This is a genomic window from Microbacterium sp. NPDC055988, from assembly GCF_042269505.1.
In the GTDB taxonomy this organism is placed as follows: Bacteria; Actinomycetota; Actinomycetes; order Actinomycetales; family Microbacteriaceae; genus Microbacterium.
The window spans coordinates 3,259,142-3,285,220 of record NZ_JBHJXY010000001.1 but is presented as its reverse complement, the minus strand read 5'-3'; the positions used below and the strand labels follow the sequence as shown (position 1 = coordinate 3,285,220).

Genomic DNA, 26,079 nt, shown 5'->3' with positions numbered 1-26,079 from the left:
ACATGACTCTCGCCACCGCCCCCGCCCGCCCCCTTCGCATCGGCCCGATCGACCTCGACGTGCCGGTCGTCCTCGCACCCATGGCGGGTATCACCAACACCGCCTTCCGGCGCCTGTGCCGCGAGTACGGCGCCGGGCTCTACGTGAGCGAGATGATCACCTCGCGCGCCCTGGTCGAGCGCAACGAGACGACCATGCGGCTGATCCGACACCACGAGTCGGAGACCCCGCGGTCCATCCAGCTCTACGGCGTCGATCCGAAGACGATCGCCGAAGCCGTGCGCATCATCGTCGCGGAAGACCACGCCGACCACATCGACCTCAACTTCGGGTGCCCCGTGCCGAAGGTCACCCGCCGCGGCGGGGGAGCAGCGCTGCCGTGGAAGTCCAAGCTGTTCGCCGACATCGTCGACCAGGCGGTCAAGGCCGCGGGTGACGTGCCGCTGACCGTCAAGATGCGCAAGGGAATCGACAAGGATCACCTGACCTTCCTCGACGCCGGGCGTGCGGCGGAAGATGCCGGTGCAGCTGCTGTGGCCCTGCACGCGCGTACCGCGGGCGAGTTCTACTCCGGTCACGCCGACTGGAACGCGATCGGCGAGCTGAAGCAGGCCGTCACGAGCATCCCCGTGCTGGGCAACGGCGACATCTGGTCCGCCGACGATGCCGTGCGCATGATGGCGCAGACCGACTGCGACGGCGTCGTGGTCGGACGGGGCTGCCTCGGGCGGCCGTGGCTGTTCGGCGAGCTCGCCACCGCATTCGGCGGCGAGGGCAAGACGGTCGATGCCACCCTCGGGTTCGTCGCGGATGCCTTCCGTCGGCATGCCGAGTTGTTGGTGGAGTTCTTCGAGGACGAGGATCGCGGGTGCCGCGACATCCGCAAGCACGTCTCCTGGTATTTCAAGGGATACCCGGTCGGCGGAGACATCCGCACCGGGCTCGCCACCGCATCCAGCCTCGCCGAGATCGATGACTTCCTCGGACGCCTCGATCACACCGCCCCGTATCCCGGTGCGGATGCCGAGGGGCAGCGCGGACGCTCCGGTCACCCGAAGCGCACGGCACTGCCGGACAAGTGGCTGGAGTCGCGAGAGCTCGCCTCGTCGGCCTCGGAGATGATGCGCGGAGCGGAGATCGAGAACAGTGGCGGTTGATCCTCAGGTCGGCCTGCGTGCCGACGGCTACGACGCACGCGACGCCGAGCGCTTCTTCGCCGAGACCCATCGATCCGAGCGCAACGACTTCGCCCGTGACCGCGCCCGCGTGCTGCACTCCGCCGCCCTGCGTCGTCTCGCCGCGAAGACGCAGGTGCTGAGCCCCGCCAGCACAGCCGACTTCGCCCGCAACCGACTCACGCATTCGCTCGAGGTCGCGCAGGTCGGGCGGGAACTCGCTGTCGCTCTCGGCGTCTCGGCCGATGTGGTCGACACCGCCTGCCTGAGCCATGACCTGGGCCACCCGCCGTTCGGACACAACGGCGAGCGCGCGCTCAACGAGTGGGCGGCTCCGATCGGCGGGTTCGAGGGCAACGCCCAGTCGCTGCGCATCCTCTCCCGGCTCGAGGCCAAGGTGCTCGACGACGATGACCGATCGGTCGGACTGAACCTGACCCGCGCCAGCCTGGACGCGACGTGCAAGTACCCGTGGACGGTCGACAGCCCGGTGCCCGACCCCGGCGGGCGGCTCAAATTCGGCGTGTATCCCGAGGACGAGGCCGTCTTCCGCTGGATGCGCGAGGGTGCCCCCGGGCGCCTGCGCTGCATCGAGGCCGAGATCATGGATCTCTCCGACGACATCGCGTACTCGGTGCACGACTTCGAGGACGCGATCGTCAACGGATACGTCGACGTGGCGCAGCTCGCCGATCCGAGCGCTCATGACGCGCTCCTCGGCCGCATCCAGCAGTGGGTGGGATACGACTTCACTCGCGACGAGCTGGCGGATGCGCTTTACCGCCTGTCGTCCCAGCCGATGTGGCTGGCGTCCTTCGACCGCTCGCGGCAGGCGCTCGCCCGGCTCAAGAACCTCACGAGCGACTTGATCGGCCGATTCGCCAAGGCCGCTGTCGCCGCCACCAAGGAGGCCTACGGGACCACGGCCCTGGTGCGCTACAACGCCCACGTGATCGTGCCCCGGGTGATCGAGGTCGAGATCGCCGTGCTCAAGGGCATCATGGGTCAGGCCATCGTCACGATCGAGGCCCGCAAGGGCGTGTACAAGGAGCAGCGGCGTGTTCTGACGCGGCTCGCCGAGGCGCTCTGGTCGACCGACGCTCTGTGGTCCGCCGGATCCGACGTGCTCGAGCCTGCGTTCGCCGCCGACTTCATCGCGGCGGAGAACGATGCCGAGCGTGCCAGGGTGGTCGTCGATCAGATCGCGAGCCTCACCGACCAGAGCGCGATCGACTGGCACAACCGGCTCGTGGGAGAGATCGATCCTGCCGAGGTCGGCATCTGGACTCCTCGTCATGCCAGACCCGGCGCCCGGGCGCACGCCGAGAGGCGGCCCGTCGCCGAAGGGGCGCACTGATGCCACGCATCCGGCAGGCCGACGTCGACGAGGTCAAGGCGCGCACGAACATCGCCGACATCGTCGGTGAGCGCGTCGCGCTGAAGTCGGCGGGCGTGGGCTCACTGAAGGGGCTGTGCCCGTTCCACGATGAGAAGAGCCCGAGCTTCCATGTGCGCCAGCAGGTGGGCTACTACCACTGCTTCGGCTGCGGCGAGTCGGGCGACGTCTACTCGTTCCTGCGCGAGATGGACCACGTCAGCTTCACCGAGGCGGTCGAGCGCCTCGCAGGCCGCATCGGGTACACGCTGCACTACGAAGACGGGGGAGCGGCACCGGAGACCAGCGGTCGCAGTCGTCTCTACGCGGCGAACACCGCGGCGGCGGAATTCTTCCGTGCCCAACTGCTCACACCGGATGCCGAGGCCGGACGCCGCTTCCTCGGGGAGCGCGGCTTCGACGCCGGCGCCGCCGCGCATTTCGGCGTCGGCTTCGCGCCGCGCGGCTGGGACGGCATGCTCAAGGCGCTCACCGCGCAGGGCTTCACACGCGAGGAGCTGAGCAACGCCGGACTGGTCTCGACCGGACAGCGCGGAGTCTACGACCGGTTCCGCGGACGTCTCGTGTGGCCCATCCGCGACGTGTCGGGGCAGACGATCGGCTTCGGCGCGCGCAAGCTCTTCGACGACGACAACGGCCCGAAGTACCTGAACACCCCTGAGACCCCGATCTACAAGAAGGCTCAGGTGCTGTACGGGCTCGACCTCGCCAAGCGCGACATCGCACGAGGCGACCCCCGCCGAGTCGTCGTGGTCGAGGGGTACACGGATGTGATGGCCTGTCACCTCGCCGGACTCACCACGGCCATCGCGACGTGTGGCACGGCCTTCGGCACCGACCACATCAAGGTGCTGCGGCGTGTGATGGGCGATGACAACGCCTCCGGTGAGGTCGTCTTCACCTTCGACGGCGACGAGGCGGGCCAGAAGGCCGCGCTGCGTGCTTTCACAGAAGACGATCGGTTCAACGCGCAGACGTTCGTGGCGGTTGCGCCCGACGGGCTCGACCCGTGCGATCTGCGCCTCCAGCGCGGCGATGCGGCCGTGCGGGGTCTGATGGACACCAAGCAGCCGATGTTCGAGTTCGCGATCGACCGCAAGCTGGGCGGTTTCGACCTCGCAACCGTCGAGGGGCGAGTGGGCGCGCTGAGGGCTGCGGCGCCGATCGTCGCCGAGATCCGCGATCAGCTTCTTCGTCCGGGGTACGAGCGTGTCCTGGCAAGGCGTCTCGGGATGGATCCGACGGAGGTGCGCAGCGAGGTCGAGCGGGCGGCGCGCGGCGGCTCCACACCGCAGCACCCGCGTCGCGAGGCTCCGCAGGTCGATCCCACCAGCGGTGCGTCGGTCGTGGCGCCGGTCACCCTCGCGAGCCTTCCACGCAGCCCCGATGTCGCGGTCGAGCGTGATGCGCTGATGGGCGCTCTGCAATACGGGCATCAGGTCGACCAGGCCCTGCTTACTCGGGCGTTGGGCATGCCGTTCCGCACCCCGGGCCTCGACGCCGTGCGCGAAGCCGTGGCGTCCGCGCCCGACCGCACCAGGGCCGGCTGGGTGACGGAGGCTGTCAACAGCGTCCGCGAGCCGTACCGTTCGCTGGCGGGTGAGCTGCTGATGACGCCTTTCCCTGCTCGCGACGAGGAACGCGCCGTCGCTACTGTCGCCGACCTCGCCCGACGACTCGTCCTGCGTCAGCTCGAGCGTGACAAGCAGGAGCTCCTCGGCGCCGTGCAGCGGGTGCCGGCCGATTCCGACGGTGGCCGTGCGTTGCGGATGCGCCTGCGCGACATCGATGCCGAGCGTCAGAGGTTCGCCGAGTCGTAACGCCGACCGGCACCGCGAAGAAGGCAGGATGGACACATGTCCCGCAGGCCAGAATCCACGAACGCGATCGATTGCTCGGATCTGGTGATCGACCGCATCGGCCACGGGATGCCGAACCGCGCCGTCGACGGTGTCACCTTCGCTCTTGCTCCCGGGGGACTGATCTGCGTCGCCGGTCCGACGGGATCCGGGAAGTCGACGCTGGTCGCGGCTCTCGCAGGTTCCACCGACCCCTCGGTGAAGGTCGTCGGCGGAAGCGCGCAGGTGTGCGGCGTCGATGTGCGCCGGCCGGGACGCAAACACCGCATCCTCACCTATCGCACCGGCTTCGTGCCGCAGGGGGCGGGGGCCGACCTGCCGCCGCGGTTGACCGTGAACGAGGTCATCGCCGAGCCGATCCTCGTCCGCGAGCGCAAGGTCAACACCAAGGCGCTCTCGATCCGTGTGGCGACGCTCCTGGACGAGCTGCACCTTCCCCTCGGTACCGCGGCCAAATTCCCGTACGAGCTCAGCGCCGGGATGCGTCAGCGAGTCGCGATCGCACGATCGTTCGTCCTGGAGCCGAAGGTGCTGATCGCCGACGAGATCCTCGCGAACCTCGATCTCGAAGTGCGGCCGGTGGTCTTCGACGCCATCACCCGACGCCGGAAGGAGCAGGGGATGGCAGCGCTGCTCGTCACCAACGATGCGGACTTCATCCGTGAGCTCAACGCCGAGACGCTCATGCTGCGCGCCGGTCACGTGGTCGCCCGCGGCGTCGGGCGCGACCTGCTGTGGGTGCCGAATGCGGAGTCGGATTCTCGCCGCTGAGCACGACACGCCCGGCATCCGCGAAGGGTGCCCCAGTGTCATGAAGTCGGTCCGGAGTTTGCTAAGCTTGTCGAGTTGCCCGCTGAGCGGGCACATTCCTCGGTAGCTCAATTGGCAGAGCAGCCGGCTGTTAACCGGCAGGTTCTTGGTTCGAGTCCAAGCCGGGGAGCCAACGAGAAAACCCCCTCCACGGAGGGGGTTTTCTCGTTCCCAGCGGGGTCGAGCGGCCGATGCGACGAGAAGAGCCCCTTCGATCGAAGGGGCTCTTCTCGTCAGCGGAGAGGGGGGTCAGCCCACGCCCTCCATCGCACTCGTCTCGGTGTTGCCGATCCGGGCGATCACGTCGGGCCGACGTCGCGCCAGGTAGAGGTACCGGGTCAGCGCGAGGGCGACGGTCGCGAGGAAGATGTACGGGATCACGTTGTACGGGAACGCCGGGACGGGCCAGACGTTGGCGAAGAACACGTACGCCATGGTGACCACCGCGATTGTCGCGCACACCTTGACGAGTCCGTTGCGCATCTTCGCCCGCTGCGTGTAGACGACGCAGGCGATCGCGACGAGGGCATAGGCGACCATGTAGCCGTATGTTCCCCAGGTGTTGACCCAGACGAGGATGTCGCCGGTGGCCGCGCCGGAGAGCAGCAGCACGATGTCCACGGCGATCGCGGCCGCGCCGGCGATGATCAGCACGCGGTGCGGGGTCAGGTGCTGCTCATGGGTGCGTCCGAATCGCTCGGCGACCACGCCCTCCTTGCCCATCACGTACACGATGCGCCCGATGACGTTGAGCGGAGCGACGACGACCGCGAAGAACGAGGCCGAGACGCCGATCGTGAGGGCGGCGGCGAACCAGCTCGGCATGCCGATGAGAGCCGACATGCTCTCCAGAGGGCTGGCCGAGGTGGCGAGGTCGTCGCCGAGGACCGTGATCTGCGTGTACGCGGCGAACACGTACAGGATGCCGACGCCGAGCGCGCTCCACATGATCGCGCGGGGGATCGCCTTGTACGGCTCCTTGGCCTCGCGACCGAGCGCGTCGGCCGAGGAGAACCCCACGAAACCGAGGATGCCGAGCACCATGCCCGATGCCACTCCCTGGAACGACGAGCCGGTGGCGAGCACCTGCGCGGGATCCCACGCGGCCGGTCCTGCCCAGATGAGCGCCGCGACCAGCAGCACGAGAATGATGCCGACCGAGACGAGCTCGAGCACGAGCGAGACCCGAGCCGACAGACGGATGCCGCGGATGGTGAACAGCGTCGCCAGCCCGCCGAGGATCACGGCGAGGCCGATGTCCCATCCGAGTCCCTGGGCCGGAAGGCCGAGCATGCGGAGGAACTGCGCCATGTAGCTGACGGAACCGCTGAGGGAGGCCGCAGCGATGCCGAAGCAGCCGATCAGCAGAGTGACACCGGCGAGGAAGGCGCCGAACGGTCCGAGCCCCTTCGAGACATAGGTGTACAGCGATCCGGCCGAGGCGTGCTTGCGAGCGAACACGACCACGCAGTAGCCGACGCACAGGATGACGATGGTCGCCAGAGCGAACGCGTAGATGGTGCCGTTTCCTGCACCGAGGAAGATCGCCGCCGCGGTGAAGGCGATGACGGCGCTGGGGGCGATGTTGGCGATGGCCTGGGCCGCGAGTTCGGGGCCGCTCATGACGCCGGTGCGAAGACCGGCATCCTGGGGCCCGCCAGGCGGGGCGACGACGGTGTCAGACATGGGTTCTCCTGGATTCGGGTTTCAGGGGTGAGGGTCCGCGGTTCGCGGTCAGGGGATGAGGAGGGTACGGAGCGCCGACCCGGTCTCGAGGTCGTCGAGTGCTGCCGCGGCCTCGGACAACGGGCGCCGTCCGGAGATCAGGGGGTCGATCTTGAGCTGACCGTCCATGTACCGGTCGACCAGAGCGGGAACGTCGATCGAGGGCCGCACGGATCCGTAGTTCGATCCGAGGATGCGCTGATCGGCCTCGGCGAGGATGAGGGGCTCGAACGAGGCGCGGGCGCCCGTCGGGGGCAGCCCCACGATCACGGCGGCGCCGCCGAGCCCGAGCATCTGGATCGACTGCTCCGTCGTGCTGGTGCGTCCGATGGCGTCGAACGCGTAGTCGACCCCGTCGGAGATCAGTTCACGGAGCTGCGCGACGGCGTCACCCTGCGAGGCGTCGATACGATCGGTCGCGCCGAACTGCAGGGCCAGCTGGGTCTTCTCGGGTCGCACGTCGATCGCGACGATGCGTTCCGCGCCGGCGAGTCGCGCCCCCTGGACGACGTTGAGGCCCACGCCGCCGCACCCGATCACCGCGACGGTGGAACCGGGCTCGACCGCGGCGGTGTTGAGCACGGCGCCGACTCCCGTGGCCACGGCGCACCCGACGACGGCGACGACGTCGAGCGGTGCGTCGTCGCGGACCTTCACGGCACCCGACGCGGGTACGACGACCTCTTCGGCGAAGGAGGAGACGCCGAGATAGTGGTGCAGCGTCTCGCCGTCGAGGCTGAGACGCGAAGTTCCATCGAACAGGACCCCGAGTGGTGCGACCACCGTCGCGACCTTCTGGCACCGGGCTTCGTGGCCGGCTCGGCAGTAGCGGCACTCGCCGCACGGCGGCACCCAGCTCAGAACGACGTGATCGCCGACGGCGAGCGTGGTCACGCCTTCGCCGAGTTCGGTGACGACACCGGATCCCTCGTGCCCCATGACCAGGGGAGCAGCCGCATCCCATTCGCCGCGCTTGACGTGCAGGTCCGAGTGGCAGACGCCGGCGGCGGCGATTCGCACACGGACCTCACCGGCGCGCGGCGGCGCGAGGTCGACGTCGACGAATTCGATCGGTGACTGCGGATCGCGGAAGACAACAGCTTTCATGACATCCTTCGGGTGGAGAGGGGATGCGCACGATGCTAGGAGAGCGCACACCCTCAGGGCATCCGACAAATGTGTGAAGCGTCTCGCCTGCTCTCGACATTTCGTATGATCGAGACATGGTTCGTGATGTCGTCTCCGTGGCGCGGTACCTGGATGGCGAACTCCTGCACGGGGAGGTCCCGAGCGCACGCCACGTGAACTCGGTCGTCGCGATCGACGCGTTCGGCGTCCCGACCGACCGGCTCTTCACGACGCTCGTCACGACGGACGAGCAGGCGGTCCTCGCGCTCGTCGACGATCCGGAACGCATAACGCTTCTGCGCGGCATCGTGCTCGTCACGAGCGCAGACACACCGTCTCTCCGCCAGGTGCTCTCCACGGCGCGGATCACCGCGATCGTGGGGGCGCGGACGCCGCAGGAGCTGCTCATGCCGCGGCTCACGGCACTTCTCGCCGTCGACCAGGCCGCGGAGGCGCGGGCGATCACCTCGGCGATGCGGGTGCTCACCCTCGCGGCGCGACGCAGCGGCATCACGGGTGTCATCGCCGAACTCGCACACCGGATCGACGGATGGGCCGTGCTGCTGGACCGGCACGGAGAGGTGATCACGACCGCCGGTGCGGGGAGCCTCCACATCGACGACGCGATAGCGGTCGCGATCGGTCGGCCTGTCCGGGTGCGTCATCGAGCACTGCAGGTTCATCCCGTGGGCCCCGGACAGGACATCACCGCACAGCTCGTCACCGCTCCGCGCAACGACAGCTCCGGTCGGGGCCGGGAACTCAGTTCGCAAGCCGCAGCGCTGCTCGATCTGCTGATGAGGACGCGCGACAGCAGCCATCTCGAGCGTCTCGGCCGATCGATGATGCTCGAGACGGTGCTCGAGGGCGGCGACGGCGCCACGCGTCTGCTCCGTCGCTGGGGAGTGCACGAACGGAGTCTGGTGGGGTTCGCACTGGCATCGCGCACGAGCGGCGTCGACGTCGAACATCTGCTCGCTGTCTGGCTGGACGAACTGGGCGCCGAGCATGTCTTCACCTCCCAGCGAGGGCTCTTCCAGGGCCTGCTGAGGGAAGAGCACGCCGAGGAGATCGCGCACCGCGTCGAGGCGTTCGCATCGACGCTGTACCTCGGCCTGGGGCGCCCGGCCGGAACAGACGCACTCGCGCGGAGCGTCGACGAGGCACGTCAGGCGTGTGAGGCGGCACGCACGGGCGGCGACCGGATCGCCCGCTACACCGCGATCCCGACCGTGTCCTTCGTGCTCGGGCAGCTCGATCGGGAGCAGGTGGGCAGGGTCGGGCGATTGCTCGATCCGCTCCGTGCGGAAGACCAGGGGACAGAACTCATCGAGACGCTGCGGGTCTTCCTCGCCACGAACAGTGCGTGGGGGGAGAGTGCCAGCCGACTGCGGATCCACCGGCAGACGCTGACAGCACGCATCCGACGGATCGAGGATCTGATCGGACTCTCGCTGGCGGACCCGGACGATCGTGTCGCTGCGTGGCTCGCGCTGCGCGCATCGGACGGCTGAGGGGCACCGGCGACGACATCCTCAGCGCGCTGCGCCCTCCAACGTTCCCTCGATCTGCCCGTCCGGGTCGAACAGCACGCAGTAGAGCACGCGCCCGTCGGGCCCCTCCCACGTCTCCTCCGTCGGGGGAATCTGATACACGCCGAGCGCGGATTCCTCCCTGGCCACGCCGACGAACGACGCGAACGCATCGCCGACGCACTCGGCGGAGGTGGCTTCGACTGCCTCCTGCGAGAAGGCGCCCTCGGGCAGCTCGATCTCGTGGAAGACCTCTTCGTCGTGCGGCTCCGCGCAGGGGACGACGTCCGCGTCTTCGGGAAGGCCGCTGGCGGCTTCGAGGCGACAGTCGCCGACAGTCACAGCGGGCGTCTCGTTCTTCGCGACACCGGCACCGTCGCCGGTCGCGCTGCGTTCCGGGGAGGGATCGGCGGTTCCGCACCCGCTGAGGGCGACCGCGAGCGTCAGGGCGCACGCGGCGAACAGCAGAGAGGGTCGTTCGTACAGCTTCATCGTGTTCTTCCTTCGTGCCTTCGGGGACACGATCTCCACTCGTGGAGCGGCTCAGCCCTCGAGATCGTCCACACCGGGCATCCAGCTCGCACCTGGACGGCCCCATCCGCGCTTGCGCGCGATCTTCTGCACGGTCTTCCAGTCGGGGTCGGACAGACGGTCCACGTAGAGGATGCCGTCGAGGTGATCGAACTCGTGCTGCATGATCCGTGCACGCCATCCGTCCACGTCGATCGTGACCGGCCGACCGTCGAGGTCGGTCGCAGTCACGTGGACGCGCTCCGAGCGACGCAGCGGGAATCGTTCGCCCGGGAAGGAGAGGCAGCCCTCGGATTCGAGGTCGAGGTCGGGGTCGCCCGGTTCGAGCGGCACCATCCACAGTTCGGGGTTGATGAGCACCCCGCGCCATGGCTGATCGTCGTCGTCCACATAGGCGTAGGTGTAGATGCGCAGGGGGACGCCCACCTGCGGGGCGGCCAGCCCGACTCCCGGGGCGGTGTCCATCGTCTCGAACATGTCGGCGACGAGCGTGCGGATGTCGTCGGTGATCTCGTCGACGGGGGATGCGGGGGAGTGCAGGACGGGGTCGCCCATGATGCGAATCGGAAGTACAGCCACGTCACAACCCTAGTCGGCGGCGCTCGCCCGGTAGGCTCGTACCGTGACTGCTGGGGTATGGATGAACGAGGCCGAACAGGTCGGCGATCAGCTCGTCGGAGCCTTCCAGGACCCCGGCATCCTGCTCGGGATCCCGCTCGCCCTGGCCGGCGCGGTGTTCATGTCGCTCGGCGCGCAGTACCAGCATCGGGGCGTCGAGAAGGTCGAGCGTCTCAGCGGGGCCAATGGGGCGTCGGGTCTCAGCCTCAACCAGATCAAGCGATTGCTGACCCGGCCGTCCTGGCTGGTCGGCACACTCATGCTCGGGCTCGCGGTCATCTGTCAGCTCGCGGCACTCGTCCGCGCGCCGCTGATCGTCGTCCAGCCCCTCGGAGCCATCGCCCTCGTCATCACCACCCTGCTGAATGCGCGCGTCTCCGGTCATGCGCCGACGAGGCAATCGCTCACGGCCATCGCCTGTTGCGTCGGCGGCATCTTCCTCTTCGTCTTCTTCGCCGCGATCTACGCGACTGAGCAGGAGGTGACCGATCGCGAGCTCTTCGTGATCCTCGCCCTCCTGCTGGTGGTCATCATCATCCTCGGAGCCTGCTGGCTGATACTCCGTCACCGCATGCGCGCGCTGTTCTACGTGGTCGGCGCCGGCGTGCTCTACGGCTTCGTCGCCACCCTCGCCAAGGTCATCATCAAGCGCATCGAGGCTGGTCAGTTCGAGTGGATCACCGCGATCTGCGTCGTTGCGCTCCTCGCGGCAGCCGCGGTCGGCGGGTACTTCGTGCAGACCGCGTACAGTTCGGGCCCGCCCGACCTGGTGATCGCCGGCCTCACAGTCGTCGATCCGCTCGTCGCGGTTCTGATCGGCATGGTCGTGCTCGGCGAGGCCGCAGCCGCACCGCCGTGGGTCATGGTGATCTTCGCGATCGCGGGCGCGATCGCCGTGTGGGGAGTGGTAGGCCTCGCCCGTTACCACCCGCAGGTGCTCAGTGACAGCCAGGAGCTGGGAATCGAGCGCGGGAGTACCCCGACCGCGCAGGACCAGGGCCCGTCGGCAGAAAGCTCCTCGCAGGCGACGGCCGTCGATGCGCCTGAACGTCCGGAGAACCCGGACGACGGCGACGCGCCGCCGCGGCGCTCCGATCCCACACAGCAGCCATAGCGGCGCACGCGGGTTCAGAACGCCGCGACGGTCAGTACGCCTGATCGATGAGGTCGGGTGAGACCTCGGAGGCGGCGGCCTCATCCACGAAGAACACGGTGCGCTTGCGCCCCTTGGCGCCGGCCGCGGGAACGCTCGTGTAGCTTGCGCCGGCGAGGGCGAGCCCGAGGGCCGAGGCCTTGTCGGCGCCGGTGAGCACGAGCCACACCCGCTTCGACGAGTTGAGCACCGGGCGCGTGAGCGTGACGCGCTCGGGCGGGGGCTTCGGAGAATCGCGCACGGCGAGCACAGCCGCATCCGTGACGGTGACCTCGTCGCGGTCCGGGAAGAGCGAGGCGATGTGTCCGTCCGGGCCGACGCCCAGGAAGCAGACGGCGAAAGACGGCCACGGGTGCTCGTCGGTGCCGAACCGAGCGAGTTCGGCGGCGTATGCCGATGCCGACTCGTCGAGGGTGAGCCCGGTCTCGGGTCCCGCCACCTCGTGCACGTTCTCTGCGGGCACAGGGATGTGATCGAGGAGCGCCTGGCGCGACTGCAGCGAGTTCCTGTCCGCGTCGTCGCGTGGAACGTACCGTTCATCACCCCACCAGAAGTGCACCAGCGACCAGTCGATCGCGGCCGACCGCGGATCGTCGGCAGCGGCGCGTAGCACGGCACCGCCCATCGAGCCGCCGGTGAGGGCGATATGGGCGAGACGACCGTTCCGTGTGCGCGCGCGAACGCGCGTGAGGAAACGATCTGCTACTCGGGCGGCGAGGGCGGCAGGTGTGGATTCCACCACGACCCGCTTCTCTGCGGACGATACCGGCATCGACGTCACTCTCCAGTCTCGGGCGGACCCAGTTTCTCCCAGCCCTCGGTGATGACTCGACCGTACAGGACATCGGGGTCGAGCCTGCGCAGCTCCTCCGCGAGGCATTCGCGGAGCGTGCGGCGCGGCAGGTGGAGATCATGGTTCGGCTGATCCGGCTGCGTGAGAATGGCGATGCCGGGCGACGGCCGCTCGAGGAGGATGTCGCCGGAGGCGCGGGTCAGACGGACCGACTTGATGCCCTCCTGCCAGTGCTCCGGGTCTTCGTACGACCAGCGGACGCGCACGTCGAGGGCCATCTGCAGCCAGGCGGCGAGCAGCGCCGTCGAGGGCGAGGCGGAGCCGCCACGAACTTCGACGGCCGTGATGGGCTCGTACGGCGGCTGATCGAGCACGGCGGCGAGCTGCTCGCGCCAGTGCGTCAGGCGCGTCCAGGCGAGGTCGGTGTCGCCGGGCGCGTGGGTACGGCCGAGCAGAGCCAGCCGGTCGCGCACATCGGGGGAGGTCGCGGCGTCGGTGATGCGGCGCTGGGCGATGCGGCCGAGCGGCGACGTCGCCGGCGAGGGGGGAGCCTCCTCCGGCCACCAGGCGACCACAGGTGCGTCGGGAAGGAGTAGGCCGGTGATCAGGCTCTCCTCGTTGCTGGCGGCGTCTCCGTAGGCGCGCAGCACGACGACCTCGCTCGCGCCGGCGTCGCCGCCCACGCGGATCTGGGCGTCGAGACGGGACTCGCCGTCGCCCGTGGTGATCACGATGACGCGCATCGGGTGTTCACGCGATGCGTCGTTCGCCGCATCGATGGCCGCTTCGGCGACACCGTTGCGTGCGGCGATGACCAGGGTGAGCACGCGGCCGAGGGCGACGGCGCCGCCCTCTTCGCGCACCTTGACGAGCTGCTTGGCGACCTGGCTGACGGTCGTGTCGGGAAGGTCGATGATCACGGGCGTCTCCAGACTCGTCCGTCGCGGGCCAGCAGGTCGTCGGCGGATGCCGGACCCCACGAGCCCGGAGCGTACTGCTCCACCGGGCCGCCGACGGCCGCCCAGTACTTCTCCACGGGGTCGAGGATCTTCCAGGAGAGCTCGACCTCCTCGTGCCGCGGGAACAGCGGCGGGTCGCCCAGGAGGACGTCGAGGATCAGACGCTCGTAGGCCTCGGGGCTCGCCTCGGTGAAGGCGTGACCGTAGCCGAAGTCCATCGTGACGTCGCGTACGTTGGTCCCGCTCCCGGGCACCTTGGATCCGAAGCGGATCGTCACACCCTCATCCGGCTGCACGCGGATGACGAGTGCGTTCTGGCCGAGCTCCGAGGCGTTGCCGCGCCCGAACAGGTGCTGCGGGGCGCGCTTGAACACCACGGCGATCTCGGTCACGCGGCGTCCGAGGCGCTTGCCGGTTCGCAGGTAGAACGGCACGTCGGCCCAGCGGCGGGTGTCGATCTCGAGCTTGATGGCCGCATACGTCTCGGTGGTGGAGTCGGGGTTCATGCCCTCCTCGTCCAGGAAACCGGTGACCTCGTCGCCGCCCTGCCATCCGCCGGCGTACTGGCCGCGAGCCGTGGCGAGGGAGAGATCGTCCGGCACGTGCACCGCGGCGAGCACCTTCTCCTTCTCGGAGCGCAGGTGCTCCGCGGAGAGGCTGATGGGCTCCTCCATGGCGGTGAGTGCGAGCAGCTGCAGCAGGTGGTTCTGGATCACGTCGCGCGCTGCGCCGATGCCGTCGTAGTATCCGGCACGGCCACCCACGCCGATGTCCTCGGCCATGGTGATCTGCACGTGGTCGACGTAGTTGCGGTTCCAGATCGGCTCGTACAGTTCGTTCGCGAAGCGCAGAGCCAGGATGTTCTGGACCGTCTCCTTGCCGAGGTAGTGGTCGATGCGGAAGATCGAGTCCGCGGGGAAGGCGACCTCGAGCGCCGCGTTGAGCGCGCGGGCGGACTCGAGGTCGTGCCCGAACGGCTTCTCGATCACGACACGGCGCCAGCGCTCGTCATCGTCGCTGTTCTCGCCGACGAGCCCGGAGTCCTTCAGCTGCTTCGCGACGAGCGGGAAGTCCTTCGGCGGGATCGACAGGTAGAACGCATGGTTGCCCATCGTGCCGCGTTCCACGTCGAGCTTCTCGATGGTCTCGCGGAGCTTGCGGAACGAGTCGGGGTTGTCGAACTCTCCCGAGACGAACCGGATGCCCTGGAGCAGCTGCGTCCAGGTCTCCTCGCGGAACGGGGTACGGGCGTGCTCCTTGACCGCGTCGTAGACGACCTGGGCGAAGTCCTGGTCCTCCCAATCGCGGCGGGCGAAACCGACGAGAGCGAACCCCGGGGGGAGCAGGCCACGGTTGGCGAGGTCGTAGACCGCGGGCATCAGCTTCTTGCGTGACAGGTCTCCGGTGACGCCGAAGATCACGAGGGCGCTGGGCCCCGCGATCCGGTTGAGTCGGCGGTCATCGGGGTCACGCAGCGGGTTGTGCCCGCGCGAGATGGGAACAGACATGGGTGGGGGATTCTCCTGCTGTTACTTCTGTGCGGCTTCGAAGAGGGCGAGCACGTCGTCCGAGGACTCCGTGATCGTCAGCGTGACGACCGGGCGGCCGTGCTCTGCGAGAACGGCGGCATCGCCGGCGGCCTGCGCCTGGATGAGCTGCCCGAAGGTGAACGGGCGATCCGGGATCTCGAGATCGACGTCGGTGCGCTCCAGGATCTGGAGGAACACACCCTGCGCCGGTCCGCCCTTGTGGTACTGGCCGGTCGAGTGCAGGAACCGCGGGCCCCATCCGAAGGTGGTGGGGCGACCCGAATCCGCTGCGACGAGTTCGCGCAGTCCCTGGAGCTGAGGAACCTCGAGGCGGTTGACGTACGCCTGGATGGACACGTAGCCGTCAGCGGGGAGCTGCGCCCAGAGAGCGTCGAGCACTCCTTCGACGGTGCCGGAGGCGGCGAGCGACGCGTCGGACACGCGAACCTCGACACCGTTCTCGACGAATGCCGGAGCGGTGGGCTCCGGGCGGGCGTCGAGGAGACCGCGCGCGGCGATCTTCGCGGATTCGACGTCGGGCTGGTCGAACGGATTGATGCCGAGCAGGTGGCCGGCGATCGCGGTCGCGTATTCCCAGACGATGAGCTGCGCACCCAGGGTGCCGCTGACGAGGATCTCGCCCTCGTGGCGCTCGTGCAGGTGGAACTCGTTGGCGTCGTCGACCAGGCGGACGATCTGCAGGTCGGCGGGGACCGGCTCGAGCTCGGGCGAGACCGGGAGCAGGACCACGGGGAGGATGCCGGTGCCGTCCTTGCCGGTGGATTCGGCGATGAGCTGCTCGATCCAGTCCGGCAGACCCTTGATGTGGGTGCCGTCGGTGATCAGACCCAGCTTGTCGCGTCGCGGGTTCGTCGCGGCGATCGCTGCGCCGAGGCGGAGCGCGGGGTTCTCGGCGGAGTCGACGGCGACCTCCAGGGACGAGGCCTCGGCCTCGTTCAACAGCTCGTCGATGTCGACGCCCGCGAGACCCGAGGGCACCAGGCCGAACGCGGTGAGCGCCGAGTAGCGGCCGCCGACGTTCGGGTCGGCGTTGAAGACGCGGTATCCCGCCTCACGTGCCGAGACATCGAGAGGAGAGCCGGGGTCGGTGACGACCACGATGCGTTCCACCGGATCGATCCCGAGGTCACGGAACGCGGCCTCGAAGGTGCGGCGCTGCGAGTCGGTCTCGACGGTGGAGCCCGACTTCGACGACACGACGAGCGCGGTCTCGGCCAGTCCTTCGTCGAGAGCCGCGAGCACCTGGCCAGGGGCTGTGGAGTCGAGGATCGTCAGCGGCACACCGGCCGTCTGCGCGATGACCTCGGGTGCGAGCGAGGAGCCGCCCATGCCGGCGAGGACCACGCGGGTGACACCCTTGGCGTTCAGCTCGGCGCGCAGTGCGACGATCTCCGCGACGAGTGGGCGGGAGACCGAGACGGCCTCGACCCAGCCGAGACGGACGGCGGCCTCGGGCTCGGCGGCCGCACCCCAGAGGGAGGCGTCGCCGCCGGTGATGCGCGACGCCACGAGGTCGTGGACCAGGCTGGGCACGGTCTCATCGATGGCGGCCCGCGCCGCACCGGACGTGTGGATCGAGAAGGTCATCGCTGGGACTCCAGAGCCTCGGCCACCTGACCCAGCAGGTCGTGCCACGAGTCGATGAACTTCGAGACGCCCTCGTCCTCCAGCACCTGGGTGACGTCGGTGAGGTCGATGCCGACAGCGGCGAGGTCGTCGAACACCTGGTGCGCCTCCGCGTACCCGCCCGTGATCGTGTCACCGGTAATCACGCCGTGATCGAAGGTGGCCTCGAGGGTCTTCTCGGGCATGGTGTTCACCACGCCCTCGGCGACGAGCTCGGTCACATACAGGGTGTCGGGAAGCGCAGGGTCCTTGACGCCGGTGGAGGCCCACAGCGGACGCTGCAGGTTCGCTCCGAGCGCGATCAGGTCCTGCGCCCGCTTCTCCGCGAACTTCTGCTCGAAGAGCTCGTAGGCGAGGCGCGCGTTGGCGAGCCCGGCCTTGCTCTTGAGCGCCTCGGCCTCCGGAGTGCCGATCGCCGAGAGTCGCTTGTCGGTCTCGGTGTCGACGCGCGACACGAAGAACGAGGCGACGGAGTGGATGCTCGACAGGTCGAAGTCGGCGCTGTGCGCGCGCTCCAGACCGGTCAGGTAGGCGTCGATGACCTCGGCGTAGCGCTCGAGGCTGAAGATCAGCGTGACGTTGACGCTGATGCCGGTCGCGATCGCCTCGGTGATGGCCGGAAGCCCCGCCTTGGTGGCCGGGATCTTGACGAGGAGGTTGGGGCGGTCGATCTTCGCCCACAGCTCCTTGGCCTGCGCGACGGTGCCCGCGGTGTCGTGGGCGAGGTCGGGGGAGACCTCGATCGAGACGCGTCCGTCGACGTGCCCCGAGGCCTCCCAGACGGGTCGGAACACGTCGAGTGCCGCGCCCACGTCCTGGGTCGTGGCAGCGAAGACGGCCTCCTCGGCGCTCGCGCCGGAGGCGGCGAGCTCGGTGACCTGCGCGTCGTACGACGTGTTGCTCTTGTCTGTGATCGCGTTCGCGAAGATGGTCGGGTTCGTCGTGACGCCGACGACGTTGCGCGACGAGATCAGCTCGGCGAGGTTGCCGGAGTCGATGCGGGTGCGGGAGAGGTCGTCGAGCCAGATGCTGACACCTGCGGCGGCGAGCTGTGCGGTGGGGGTGCTCATGCGTTCTCCTTGGTGCTGTTTGCGGCGATGGTCTCGCGTGCGGCCGCGATGACGGCCTCGGTCGTGATGCCGAACTTCTCGAACAGGGTCTTGTAATCGGCGGAGGCGCCGAAGTGGTCGATGCCGACCGAGCGGCCGCGGTCGCCCACGATCCCACGCCAGGAGAGCACGGAGCCCGCCTCGACGGAGACGCGAGCCGTGACGGATGCGGGCAGCACGCTCTCGCGGTACGCCTCGTCCTGCTCGTCGAACCACTCCAGCGACGGAGCGGAGACCACGCGGACGTTGACGCCCTCGGCAGCCAGCGCCTCGCGGGCGTTCACGGCGAGCTGCACTTCCGAACCCGTCGCGATGATGATGACGTCGGGCGTGCCGTTCGGCGCTTCGGCGAGGACATAGGCGCCCTTCGCCGCGTTGTCCGCCGAAGCGAACGTGTCGCCGGAGGCCGCGCCCTCGCCGCGCTCGAACACCGGGATGTTCTGGCGGGTCAGGGCGATGCCGGCCGGTCCCTCGTGGCGGCGGAGGATCTCGAGCCAGGTGGCCGAGGTCTCGTTGGCATCGGCGGGGCGGACGACCGTGAAGTTCGGGATCGCACGGAGCGTCGCGAGCTGCTCGATCGGCTGGTGCGTCGGGCCGTCCTCACCGAGGGCCACGGAGTCGTGGGTCCAGACGAAGATGCTCGGGATGTTCATGAGCGCCGCGAGACGGACCGAGGGACGCATGTAGTCGCTGAAGATGAGGAAGGTTCCGCCGAACGCGCGCGTCTTGCCGTGCAGGACGATGCCGTTGACGATCGCGCCCATGGCGTGCTCGCGGATGCCGAAGTGCAGCACCCGTCCGTACGGGTTGCCCGACCACTCGTGGGTCGACCACTCGGCCGGGATGAACGACGGCGCGCCCTTGATCGTGGTGAGGTTCGACTCGGCGAGGTCGGCCGAACCGCCCCACAGCTCCGGAAGCTGGGCGGCAAGGGCGTTGATGACCTGGCCGGATGCGGCGCGGGTCGACACCTCCTTGCCGGATTCGAACACCGGGAGCGCGGTCGTGATGTCGGCGGGAAGCTCCTGCGCCTCGAGTCGGTCGAGGAGCTCCTTCTTCTCGGGGTTCGCGGCGGCCCAGGCGTCGAAGGACTCCTGCCAGGCGGCGCGGGTCTCGGCGGCACGATCCGCGAGACCGCGGGTGTGGGCGAGCACGTCGTCGGCGACCACGAAGCTCTGCTCGGGGTCGAAGCCGAGAACCTTCTTCGTGGCGGCGAGCTCGTCGGCGCCGAGGGCGGAGCCGTGGATCTTGCCGGAGTTCTGCTTGCCCGGCGACGGCCATCCGATGATCGTCTTGAGGATGATCAGCGACGGCTTCGAGGTCTCGCCCTTGGCCGCCTCGATCGCGGCGAACAGCTCGACGACGTCTTCGACGTACTCGCCGGTCTTCTTCCAGTCGACGGTCTGCACCTGCCAGCCGTAAGCCTCGTAGCGCTTCGCGACATCTTCCGTGAAGGCGACGTTCGTGTCGTCCTCGATGGAGATCTGGTTGGAGTCGTAGATCGCGATCAGGTTGCCGAGCTGCTGGTGGCCGGCGAGCGAGGACGCCTCGCTGGTCACGCCCTCCTGCAGGTCGCCGTCGCCGGCGACCACGTAGACGAAGTGGTCGAACGGGCTGGTGCCCGGTGCCGCCTCGGGGTCGAACAGGCCGCGCTCGTAGCGGGCTGCGTAGGCGAAACCGACGGCGGAGGCGAGGCCCTGGCCGAGAGGTCCGGTGGTGATCTCGACACCCTTGGTGTGGCCGTACTCCGGGTGCCCCGGGGTGAGGGAGCCCCACGTGCGCAGCGCCTTGAGGTCGTCGAGCTCGAGTCCGAAGCCGCCGAGGTAGAGCTCGACGTACTGCGTGAGCGAGGAGTGTCCTGCGGAGAGGATGAAGCGGTCGCGGCCCAGCCAGTCGACGTCGGTCGGGTCGTGGCGCAGCACGCGCTGGTAGAGGAGGTAAGCGGCCGGAGCGAGGCTCATGGCCGTGCCGGGGTGACCGTTGCCGACCTTCTCGACGGCATCGGCCGCCAGGATCCGGGCGGTGTCCACCGCGCGCCGATCGATCTCATCCCACTGCAATTCCGACACGTTCATGCCCTTTCCGACAGTTTCGAGGGCGCCCTTATTCCCTGGCGCATCCGCAACTTCCCTGGCGCATCCTGCACCGTCGCGGAGACAGGTGGAGGGGTGTGCGCAGCGCCGGGCGCGCGAGTGCTCTCAGCATAGCGAAGACGACTGTCGTGCTACGCGAGAAGGCGGCGCGGAGGACGTCATCCGGTGTCATAGACTGGAGAGGTTGTCCGGTCACACGTGCGGAGGAGGCGATCGAGATCTCGACGATGTCTGATCAGACCGTGAGGAAGTCGTCCATCGGTCGCACGGTGAAGGCCTACGTCACGCTCACCAAGCCGCGTGTCCTCGAGCTCCTGCTCGTCTCGACCGTTCCGGTGATGTTCCTGGCGCAGGGCGGCCTGCCGAACCTGTGGCTGGTGCTGGCGACCGTCATCGGCGGCTCGCTGAGCGCCGGTTCCGCCGCCGCGTTCAACATGTATCTCGATCGAGACATCGACGCGCACATGCATCGCACCGAGAATCGGCCGCTGGTCACGGGCGAGGTCAGCCCGCGCGGTGCGCTGATCTTCTCCTGGACGCTCGCGATCGTCTCGACGGTCTGGCTGCTGGCCACGACCAACTGGCTGACCGCCGCGCTGTCGGCGACGGCGATCTTCTTCTACGTCGTGATCTACACGATGATCCTCAAGCGGCGCACCGAGCAGAACATCATCTGGGGCGGCATCGCCGGGTGCTTCCCCGTTCTCATCGGCTGGGCCGCCGTCACCGGCTCCCTCGACTGGCCGGCGTTCATCCTCTTCCTCCTGATCTTCCTCTGGACGCCGCCGCACTATTGGCCGCTGTCGATGAAGTACAAGGACGACTACGAAGACGTCGACGTGCCGATGCTGGGTGTCACCCGCAACGCGTCGCAGGTCGGTCTCCAGGTCATCCTCTATGCGTGGGCGACGGTGGCCTGCTCGCTCCTCCTCGTTCCTATCGCGAACATGGGCCTGGTCTACACCGTCTCCGCGACGGTCTTCGGAGGATGGTTCATCTACGAGTCGCACCGGCTCTACAACCGTGCCGTCCACGGCACCGAGCCGCGGCCCATGCGTGTGTTCCACGCCTCGATCACCTACCTGACGCTGATCTTCGTCGCGGTCGCGATCGACCCGCTGCTGCCTTTCTGACAAGACGCTTCTGAAAAGACGGAGCGGCGCCGATTCCTCGGCGCCGCTCCGTCGTCTTTCCGCTCAGAAGATCAGCGAGTGATCGTCGAGTCGTCCGGCTTCGCGTCGGAGGCGGGAGCGGCGTCGTGCGCGTCGGGGGCGGGGACCACGTCGACCGCTGCGGCTGCGGATGCTGGCGCTGCGTCGGGAGATGCGGTGGTCTCGGACGCCGGGGTCTCGGTCGGAGTCTGCTCCGGCGCGGCGGTCCAGTCGATGGCCTCGACGACGGCCGGGGCCGGGGCGGGCACGAGCGAGCGAGCGGCGACGAGCCCGAGGGTGAGCAGGATGCCGACGATTCCGGCCGCGAGGACGCCTGCGCCCACGACGACGAGCGACTGGCCGACGTACACCTCGACGCCCGTGGCCGTTCCGTCGAGCAGGGTGGTCGTCATCGTCCCGATCTGACCGGAGATGAGCCATCCGCCGACTGCCGTCGTTGCGAGGGACACGACCAGGAGGAGCCAGAATCCGATGCTGCGTGAGAGTGACTTGTTCATGTCGTCCACGATTGCGGACGCGCTGATGAGTCGGCGATGTGCGAGCTGTGGATCGCCTGTGCGGGGTCAGTCCTCGACGGGGACGGCGCGCTTCAGGTGCAGCACGACCACGGTGTATGTCGCCGCCGAGAGGGACGCGAGCACCATGTGGATGCCGACCAGCAGCGGAGGCAGTCCTTCGCGCGCCTGCCAGACCCCGACGCCGACCTGCACCAGGATCGCGAGCACGAGCACGAGCAGCCAACGCCGCGGTTCCAGGCGCAGCGCCCAGGCGGCGACCGTGAGGAACAGCACCAGCGCGGCGAGGACGTAGCCGGGCCACGAATGCACGTGGGCGAGCACGGTCGCGTCGAAGCCGTGCCGCAGCACATCCGCGTCGCCGGAGTGGGGACCCGATCCGGTCGTCAGCACACCGAAGACGATCGTCACGGCGAGTGCGAGGCCGGTCACGTGGGTGACGGCCGCGAACCACGCGGGAACCACGCGCTCACGGGGTCCGCCATCCTGCTTCAGGCGCACCAGGAACGCCGCCGTGATGCAGACGAGCAGCAGGGACGAGGTGTAGTGGAAGCCGACGATGAAGGGGTTGAGGCCGGTCAGCACGGTGATGCCGCCGACGAGCGCCTGTGCCACCACGCCGATGAGCACGAGCCACGCGAGCAGGACGAGGTCGCGTCTGGAGGGAGTCGTGCGGACGGAGCGGACAGCCGCCGCGATGACGGCGATCAGGAGCACACCGAGCGCGATGGGGGAGGCGGGGAAGTGCAGGGGGGCGGCGATGGCGAACGCGGCGACGGCCGCGACGATGCCCCCGGCGGCGAACCAGAGCGCGGTGACCAGGCCGCGCTTCCCGCTGAAGAGGTGCAGGACCAGCAGCACGACGGCCAGCGCGATGATTCCCACCACGCCCGTCATCAGCCGGTTGCCGAACTCGATGATTCCGTGGATGCCCTGCACTTCGAGGATCGGGACCAGGGAGTCGGGCGTGCACAGCGGCCAGTCCGAGCATCCGAGCCCGGAACCGGTGAGGCGTACGGCGCCGCCCGTGCCGATGATGATGGTCTCGCTGACGAAGGAGAGCCAGGCGAACACCGTCAACACCCGTCCCCACGGAGCAGAACGGGGTGGAGCCGTCCGCGTCGGAGTGGAGGCGGGGATCGTCGTCTCGGGCATTAGTCCTCCGGACCGCGCTGGAACCGGCGGGCATGGCCCGTCTGTCAGGCGGAACCTGTAGAATCGGATTGTTGCGATGAGCGCTGACAGCGCTGCAGCATCGTCAACAGTTTAGGCGCGATGGAAGCGCCGGTGATGAGGGCCCACCAACGGCACCCGCTCCCGCAGACTCGACGGGGATCAGGTGTGTCGGGGCGGATGACACCGTTTGGGACCTGTGAGGAGAGTGTTGGATGTCGGATGTACTGATCGACCGCCCGGAGCTTGACGGTCTGGGGGTGTACGAATTCGGCTGGCACGATGAGGACGCTGCCGGCGCCATCGCCAAACGCGGGATCTCGGAAGAGGTCGTGCGGGGGATCTCCGCCCTCAAGAACGAACCCGAATGGATGCTGAAGACCCGTCTCAAGGGATACCAGCTCTTCGGTCGCAAGCCGATGCCGACCTGGGGTGCAGACCTCAGCGAGATCGACTTCGACAACATCAAGTACTTCGTCCGCTCCACCGAGAAGCAGGCGCAGACGTGGGAAGACCTCCCCGCCGAGATCCGCGAGACCTACGAGCGCCTCGGTATCCCCGAGGCCGAGCGTCAGCGGCTCGTGGCCGGCGTCGCGGCTCAGTACGAGTCCGAGGTCGTCTACCACCAGATCCGTGAGGACCTGGAGCAGCAGGGCGTCATCTTCATGGACACGGACACGGCCCTGCGCGAGCACCCCGAATTCTTCGAGGAGTACTTCGGCACCGTCATCCCCGCCGGCGACAACAAGTTCGCGGCGCTGAACACGGCCGTCTGGTCGGGTGGCTCGTTCGTCTATGTCCCCAAGGGCGTTCACGTCGAGATCCCCCTGCAGGCATACTTCCGCATCAACACCGAGAACATGGGTCAGTTCGAGCGGACCCTGATCATCGCCGATGAGGACAGCTACGTCCACTACATCGAGGGCTGCACAGCCCCGATCTACAAGTCGGACTCGCTGCACTCGGCGGTCGTCGAGATCATCGTGAAGAAGAACGCCCGCGTTCGCTACACGACGATCCAGAACTGGTCCAACAACGTCTACAACCTGGTCACCAAGCGCGCCGTGGCATACGAGGGCGCGACCATGGAGTGGGTCGACGGCAACATCGGCTCCAAGGTGACGATGAAGTACCCGTCGATCTACCTGATGGGCGAGCACGCCAAGGGAGAGACCCTCTCGGTCGCCTTCGCCGGTCCCGGTCAGCACCAGGACGCCGGCGCGAAGATGATCCACATGGCTCCGTACACGCAGTCGTCGATCGTCTCGAAGTCGATCGCCCGCGGCGGAGGACGTGCCGGGTACCGGGGTGAGGTCCGAGTGGACGCTGCGGCCCACCACTCCGCGAACACGGTGCGCTGCGACGCTCTGCTCGTCGACACCAAGTCCCGCTCCGACACGTACCCGGCGATCGACATCCGCGTCGACGACGTGCAGCTCGGCCACGAGGCCACGGTCTCGAAGGTGAGCGAGGAGCAGCTGTTCTACCTGCAGTCCCGTGGCATGCCCGAGGACGAGGCGATGGCGATGATCGTGCGCGGCTTCATCGAGCCGATCGCGCGTGAGCTGCCGATGGAATACGCCATGGAACTGAACAAGCTCATCGAGATGGGCATGGAAGGATCGGTCGGCTAGTGACCGCCGCTACGACAGCGCCTGCCGAGGCGCAGCACACGAACGCGCACATCGACCCTGCGGCCCAGGTCGCCGCGGCCGGATTCGTCCCGGTGCAGACCCGCTCCGAGCGTCCGCACTCGTTCGATCCGTCTGACTTCGGGGCCCCCACCGGGCGCGAGGTCAACTGGAAGCACACGCCGGTCGCGCAGCTCACCTCCCTGTTCCAGGTAGCCCCGCAGAACGACGGTGTGAGCTACACGGTCGACGCGGGGGAGCAGTACATCGCCGCTCCGCTCGCGATCGGCGCCGCCCCCCGCGGCGAGGTCTTCCTCGCGGAAGACGTCACCGCGGCCGTGGCCTGGCAGGGATCCGCTGAGGCCCTCCACGTGCGCATCCCGCGCGAAGATGAGGTCGCCGAGCCGATCTTCGTCTCCATCGCCGGTCTCGGCGCCGATCGCCGTGCCGACGCGCACATCGTGATCGAAGCGCTCGAGCACAGCTCGGCGACGGTCGTCCTGCAGCACACCGGGTCCGCCCAGTACGCGCAGAACGTCGAGATCATCGTCCGCGACGGTGCGAAGCTCACGGTCATCAGCCTGCAGCAGTGGGCGGATGACGCGGTGCACACGGCCGCGCACCAGGCGCGGGTCGGTGCGGATGCGACCCTCAAGCACTTCGTCGTCAGCTTCGGCGGTGGCGTCGTGCGCGTCAACCCGAACGTCGAGCTCGCCGGCTCCGGCTCCGAGGGCTACCTCTACGGCCTCTCCTACGCCGACGCCGGTCAGCACCTCGAGAGCCAGGTCTACCTGCACCACAAGGGACCGCACACCAAGGGTGACGTCCTCTACAAGGGGGCGCTGCAGGGTCAGGGTGCGCACAGCGTCTGGATCGGCGACGTGCTGATCGGGGCCGACGCCACGGGCACCGACTCCTACGAGGCGAACCGCAACCTGGTCCTCACCGAGGGCGCCCGCGCCGACTCGATTCCGAACCTCGAGATCGAGACGGGCGACATCCTCGGAGCCGGGCACGCCAGTGCGACGGGTCGTTTCGACGACGAGCAGCTGTTCTACCTGCAGGCGCGCGGTATCACAGAGGAGGAGGCGCGGCGGCTCGTCGTGCTCGGCTTCCTCACCGACATCGTGCAGCGCCTCGGCATCCCCGCCCTCGAGACCGAGCTCCTGGCGGCGATCGAGGCGGAGCTGGCCGAGGTGAGTGCATGACCGCCGAACGCGTCTGCGGAGTCGCCGACCTCGATCAGGACATGCCGTTGCGTGTCGACCCGGGCGGCGTGCCGATCACGGTGATCAAGGACGGCGAGGGAGTCATCCACGCCATCGGCGACACCTGCACCCACGGCGACATCTCGTTGTCCGAAGGCTTCGTCGAAGGCGACACGGTGGAGTGCTGGGCACATGGCTCCGCCTTCTCGTTGCTCACCGGCAAGCCCCAGAATCTCCCCGCATATGAGCCGGTCCCGGTCTACGTCGTCCAGATCGACGGCGACGACGTGCTCATCGATCCGACTGTGATTAAGGAAGTTTGA

Annotated in this window: 22 protein-coding genes and 1 tRNA gene; 11 read left to right on the top strand and 12 right to left on the bottom strand. The window is 68.4% G+C overall.

What is annotated here, in order from left to right:
• The first annotated feature begins 2 nt into the window (after window positions 1-2).
• The 5 genes from dusB (at window position 3) to ACFC14_RS15730 (ending at window position 5,373) form a co-directional block, all read left to right on the top strand.
• On the top strand, window positions 3-1,157 hold the full coding sequence (dusB, locus tag ACFC14_RS15750) for a tRNA dihydrouridine synthase DusB (RefSeq protein ID WP_376106421.1): 1,155 nt from the start codon (window positions 3-5) through the stop codon (window positions 1,155-1,157).
• Window positions 1,147-2,532: a deoxyguanosinetriphosphate triphosphohydrolase gene (locus ACFC14_RS15745; RefSeq protein WP_376106418.1), complete on the top strand. Its 1,386-nt coding sequence runs from the start codon at window positions 1,147-1,149 to the stop codon at window positions 2,530-2,532. Before dusB ends, ACFC14_RS15745 begins: the two co-directional genes overlap by 11 nt.
• Window positions 2,532-4,391, top strand: coding sequence for a DNA primase (dnaG, locus tag ACFC14_RS15740; protein WP_376106415.1), 1,860 nt, complete (start codon window positions 2,532-2,534; stop codon window positions 4,389-4,391). The genes ACFC14_RS15745 and dnaG overlap by 1 nt, the downstream gene beginning before the upstream one ends.
• A gap of 36 nt (window positions 4,392-4,427) precedes the next feature.
• Complete coding sequence (locus tag ACFC14_RS15735; RefSeq protein WP_136042018.1) at window positions 4,428-5,201, top strand: ATP-binding cassette domain-containing protein; 774 nt, start codon at window positions 4,428-4,430, stop codon at window positions 5,199-5,201.
• A gap of 96 nt (window positions 5,202-5,297) precedes the next feature.
• Window positions 5,298-5,373, top strand: a tRNA-Asn gene (locus tag ACFC14_RS15730).
• A gap of 116 nt (window positions 5,374-5,489) precedes the next feature.
• On the opposite strand, the gene ACFC14_RS15725 is transcribed toward ACFC14_RS15730, so the two are convergent.
• The gene (locus tag ACFC14_RS15725) at window positions 5,490-6,926 is read right to left on the bottom strand and encodes an APC family permease (RefSeq protein ID WP_376106412.1); all 1,437 of its coding nucleotides are present in this window, start codon (window positions 6,924-6,926) and stop codon (window positions 5,490-5,492) included.
• A gap of 48 nt (window positions 6,927-6,974) precedes the next feature.
• Window positions 6,975-8,072, bottom strand: coding sequence for an alcohol dehydrogenase catalytic domain-containing protein (locus ACFC14_RS15720; protein ID WP_376106409.1), 1,098 nt, complete (start codon window positions 8,070-8,072; stop codon window positions 6,975-6,977).
• A gap of 116 nt (window positions 8,073-8,188) precedes the next feature.
• Here ACFC14_RS15720 and ACFC14_RS15715 point away from each other — a divergent pair, with 116 nt between their 5' ends.
• Entirely contained in the window at window positions 8,189-9,607 is a 1,419-nt protein-coding gene (locus ACFC14_RS15715; protein WP_376106406.1) for a PucR family transcriptional regulator, read from the top strand.
• 21 nt (window positions 9,608-9,628) lie between these two features.
• Here the strand turns inward: ACFC14_RS15715 and ACFC14_RS15710 are convergent, their stop codons facing one another.
• Both ACFC14_RS15710 and def read right to left on the bottom strand, forming a co-directional pair.
• Window positions 9,629-10,117 (bottom strand): hypothetical protein, encoded by a 489-nt coding sequence (locus ACFC14_RS15710; RefSeq protein WP_376106404.1) that lies wholly within the window; start codon window positions 10,115-10,117, stop codon window positions 9,629-9,631.
• Window positions 10,118-10,168: 51 nt separating this feature from the next.
• A complete protein-coding gene (def, locus tag ACFC14_RS15705) occupies window positions 10,169-10,735 on the bottom strand; it encodes a peptide deformylase (protein ID WP_376106401.1) in 567 nt (188 codons plus the stop codon).
• A 61-nt stretch (window positions 10,736-10,796) separates the two neighbouring features.
• On the opposite strand from def, the gene ACFC14_RS15700 reads away from it, so the two are divergent.
• A complete protein-coding gene (locus tag ACFC14_RS15700; protein ID WP_376107225.1) occupies window positions 10,797-11,888 on the top strand; it encodes a DMT family transporter in 1,092 nt (363 codons plus the stop codon).
• A 31-nt stretch (window positions 11,889-11,919) separates the two neighbouring features.
• Here ACFC14_RS15700 and pgl read toward each other — a convergent pair whose 3' ends face one another.
• From pgl to tkt, 6 genes are read right to left on the bottom strand one after another with little or no spacing between them, the layout of a single operon-like run.
• Window positions 11,920-12,699 carry a 6-phosphogluconolactonase gene (gene pgl / locus ACFC14_RS15695; protein ID WP_376106398.1) on the bottom strand — a complete coding sequence of 260 codons (780 nt, stop codon included), beginning with the start codon at window positions 12,697-12,699 and terminating at the stop codon, window positions 11,920-11,922.
• Between the two features lie 5 nt (window positions 12,700-12,704).
• Window positions 12,705-13,640: a glucose-6-phosphate dehydrogenase assembly protein OpcA gene (locus tag ACFC14_RS15690; RefSeq protein WP_376106395.1), complete on the bottom strand. Its 936-nt coding sequence runs from the start codon at window positions 13,638-13,640 to the stop codon at window positions 12,705-12,707.
• Window positions 13,637-15,187 (bottom strand): glucose-6-phosphate dehydrogenase, encoded by a 1,551-nt coding sequence (gene zwf / locus ACFC14_RS15685; RefSeq protein WP_376106392.1) that lies wholly within the window; start codon window positions 15,185-15,187, stop codon window positions 13,637-13,639. Before zwf ends, ACFC14_RS15690 begins: the two co-directional genes overlap by 4 nt.
• 21 nt (window positions 15,188-15,208) lie before the next feature.
• Entirely contained in the window at window positions 15,209-16,816 is a 1,608-nt protein-coding gene (locus ACFC14_RS15680) for a glucose-6-phosphate isomerase (protein ID WP_376106390.1), read from the bottom strand.
• Window positions 16,813-17,925, bottom strand: a complete 1,113-nt coding sequence (gene tal / locus ACFC14_RS15675) for a transaldolase (RefSeq protein ID WP_376106388.1) — start codon at window positions 17,923-17,925, stop codon at window positions 16,813-16,815. Before tal ends, ACFC14_RS15680 begins: the two co-directional genes overlap by 4 nt.
• Window positions 17,922-20,033 (bottom strand): transketolase, encoded by a 2,112-nt coding sequence (gene tkt / locus ACFC14_RS15670; RefSeq protein WP_376106386.1) that lies wholly within the window; start codon window positions 20,031-20,033, stop codon window positions 17,922-17,924. The genes tal and tkt overlap by 4 nt, the downstream gene beginning before the upstream one ends.
• A 251-nt stretch (window positions 20,034-20,284) precedes the next feature.
• Between tkt and ACFC14_RS15665 the strand changes: the two genes are divergently transcribed.
• Complete coding sequence (locus tag ACFC14_RS15665; RefSeq protein ID WP_376106383.1) at window positions 20,285-21,190, top strand: heme o synthase; 906 nt, start codon at window positions 20,285-20,287, stop codon at window positions 21,188-21,190.
• A gap of 71 nt (window positions 21,191-21,261) precedes the next feature.
• On the opposite strand, the gene ACFC14_RS15660 is transcribed toward ACFC14_RS15665, so the two are convergent.
• Complete coding sequence (locus ACFC14_RS15660) at window positions 21,262-21,726, bottom strand: hypothetical protein (RefSeq protein ID WP_376106380.1); 465 nt, start codon at window positions 21,724-21,726, stop codon at window positions 21,262-21,264.
• A gap of 66 nt (window positions 21,727-21,792) precedes the next feature.
• Entirely contained in the window at window positions 21,793-22,899 is a 1,107-nt protein-coding gene (locus tag ACFC14_RS15655; protein WP_376106377.1) for a heme A synthase, read from the bottom strand.
• Window positions 22,900-23,132: 233 nt separating this feature from the next.
• Here ACFC14_RS15655 and sufB point away from each other — a divergent pair, with 233 nt between their 5' ends.
• Genes sufB through ACFC14_RS15640 form a run of 3 tightly spaced genes read left to right on the top strand, consistent with a single transcriptional unit; the run spans window position 23,133 to window position 26,079 of the window.
• Entirely contained in the window at window positions 23,133-24,551 is a 1,419-nt protein-coding gene (sufB, locus tag ACFC14_RS15650; protein WP_136042033.1) for a Fe-S cluster assembly protein SufB, read from the top strand.
• Window positions 24,551-25,756, top strand: a complete 1,206-nt coding sequence (sufD, locus tag ACFC14_RS15645; protein ID WP_376106374.1) for a Fe-S cluster assembly protein SufD — start codon at window positions 24,551-24,553, stop codon at window positions 25,754-25,756. The genes sufB and sufD overlap by 1 nt, the downstream gene beginning before the upstream one ends.
• On the top strand, window positions 25,753-26,079 hold the full coding sequence (locus ACFC14_RS15640; RefSeq protein ID WP_376106372.1) for a non-heme iron oxygenase ferredoxin subunit: 327 nt from the start codon (window positions 25,753-25,755) through the stop codon (window positions 26,077-26,079). Before sufD ends, ACFC14_RS15640 begins: the two co-directional genes overlap by 4 nt.

Coding starts and splice junctions, on each gene's coding strand:
- dnaG (WP_376106415.1), top strand. CDS start 2,532: ATGCCACGCATCCGGCAGGCCGACGTCGACGAGGTCAAGGCGCGCACG.
- ACFC14_RS15735 (WP_136042018.1), top strand. CDS start 4,428: ATGTCCCGCAGGCCAGAATCCACGAACGCGATCGATTGCTCGGATCTG.
- ACFC14_RS15700 (WP_376107225.1), top strand. CDS start 10,797: ATGAACGAGGCCGAACAGGTCGGCGATCAGCTCGTCGGAGCCTTCCAG.
- dusB (WP_376106421.1), top strand. CDS start 3: ATGACTCTCGCCACCGCCCCCGCCCGCCCCCTTCGCATCGGCCCGATC.
- ACFC14_RS15680 (WP_376106390.1), bottom strand. CDS start 16,816: ATGACCTTCTCGATCCACACGTCCGGTGCGGCGCGGGCCGCCATCGAT.
- ACFC14_RS15640 (WP_376106372.1), top strand. CDS start 25,753: ATGACCGCCGAACGCGTCTGCGGAGTCGCCGACCTCGATCAGGACATG.
- ACFC14_RS15720 (WP_376106409.1), bottom strand. CDS start 8,072: ATGAAAGCTGTTGTCTTCCGCGATCCGCAGTCACCGATCGAATTCGTC.
- tal (WP_376106388.1), bottom strand. CDS start 17,925: ATGAGCACCCCCACCGCACAGCTCGCCGCCGCAGGTGTCAGCATCTGG.
- ACFC14_RS15660 (WP_376106380.1), bottom strand. CDS start 21,726: ATGAACAAGTCACTCTCACGCAGCATCGGATTCTGGCTCCTCCTGGTC.
- sufB (WP_136042033.1), top strand. CDS start 23,133: ATGTCGGATGTACTGATCGACCGCCCGGAGCTTGACGGTCTGGGGGTG.
- ACFC14_RS15725 (WP_376106412.1), bottom strand. CDS start 6,926: ATGTCTGACACCGTCGTCGCCCCGCCTGGCGGGCCCCAGGATGCCGGT.
- pgl (WP_376106398.1), bottom strand. CDS start 12,699: ATGCCGGTATCGTCCGCAGAGAAGCGGGTCGTGGTGGAATCCACACCT.
- zwf (WP_376106392.1), bottom strand. CDS start 15,187: ATGTCTGTTCCCATCTCGCGCGGGCACAACCCGCTGCGTGACCCCGAT.
- ACFC14_RS15715 (WP_376106406.1), top strand. CDS start 8,189: ATGGTTCGTGATGTCGTCTCCGTGGCGCGGTACCTGGATGGCGAACTC.
- ACFC14_RS15655 (WP_376106377.1), bottom strand. CDS start 22,899: ATGCCCGAGACGACGATCCCCGCCTCCACTCCGACGCGGACGGCTCCA.
- ACFC14_RS15665 (WP_376106383.1), top strand. CDS start 20,285: ATGTCTGATCAGACCGTGAGGAAGTCGTCCATCGGTCGCACGGTGAAG.
- ACFC14_RS15710 (WP_376106404.1), bottom strand. CDS start 10,117: ATGAAGCTGTACGAACGACCCTCTCTGCTGTTCGCCGCGTGCGCCCTG.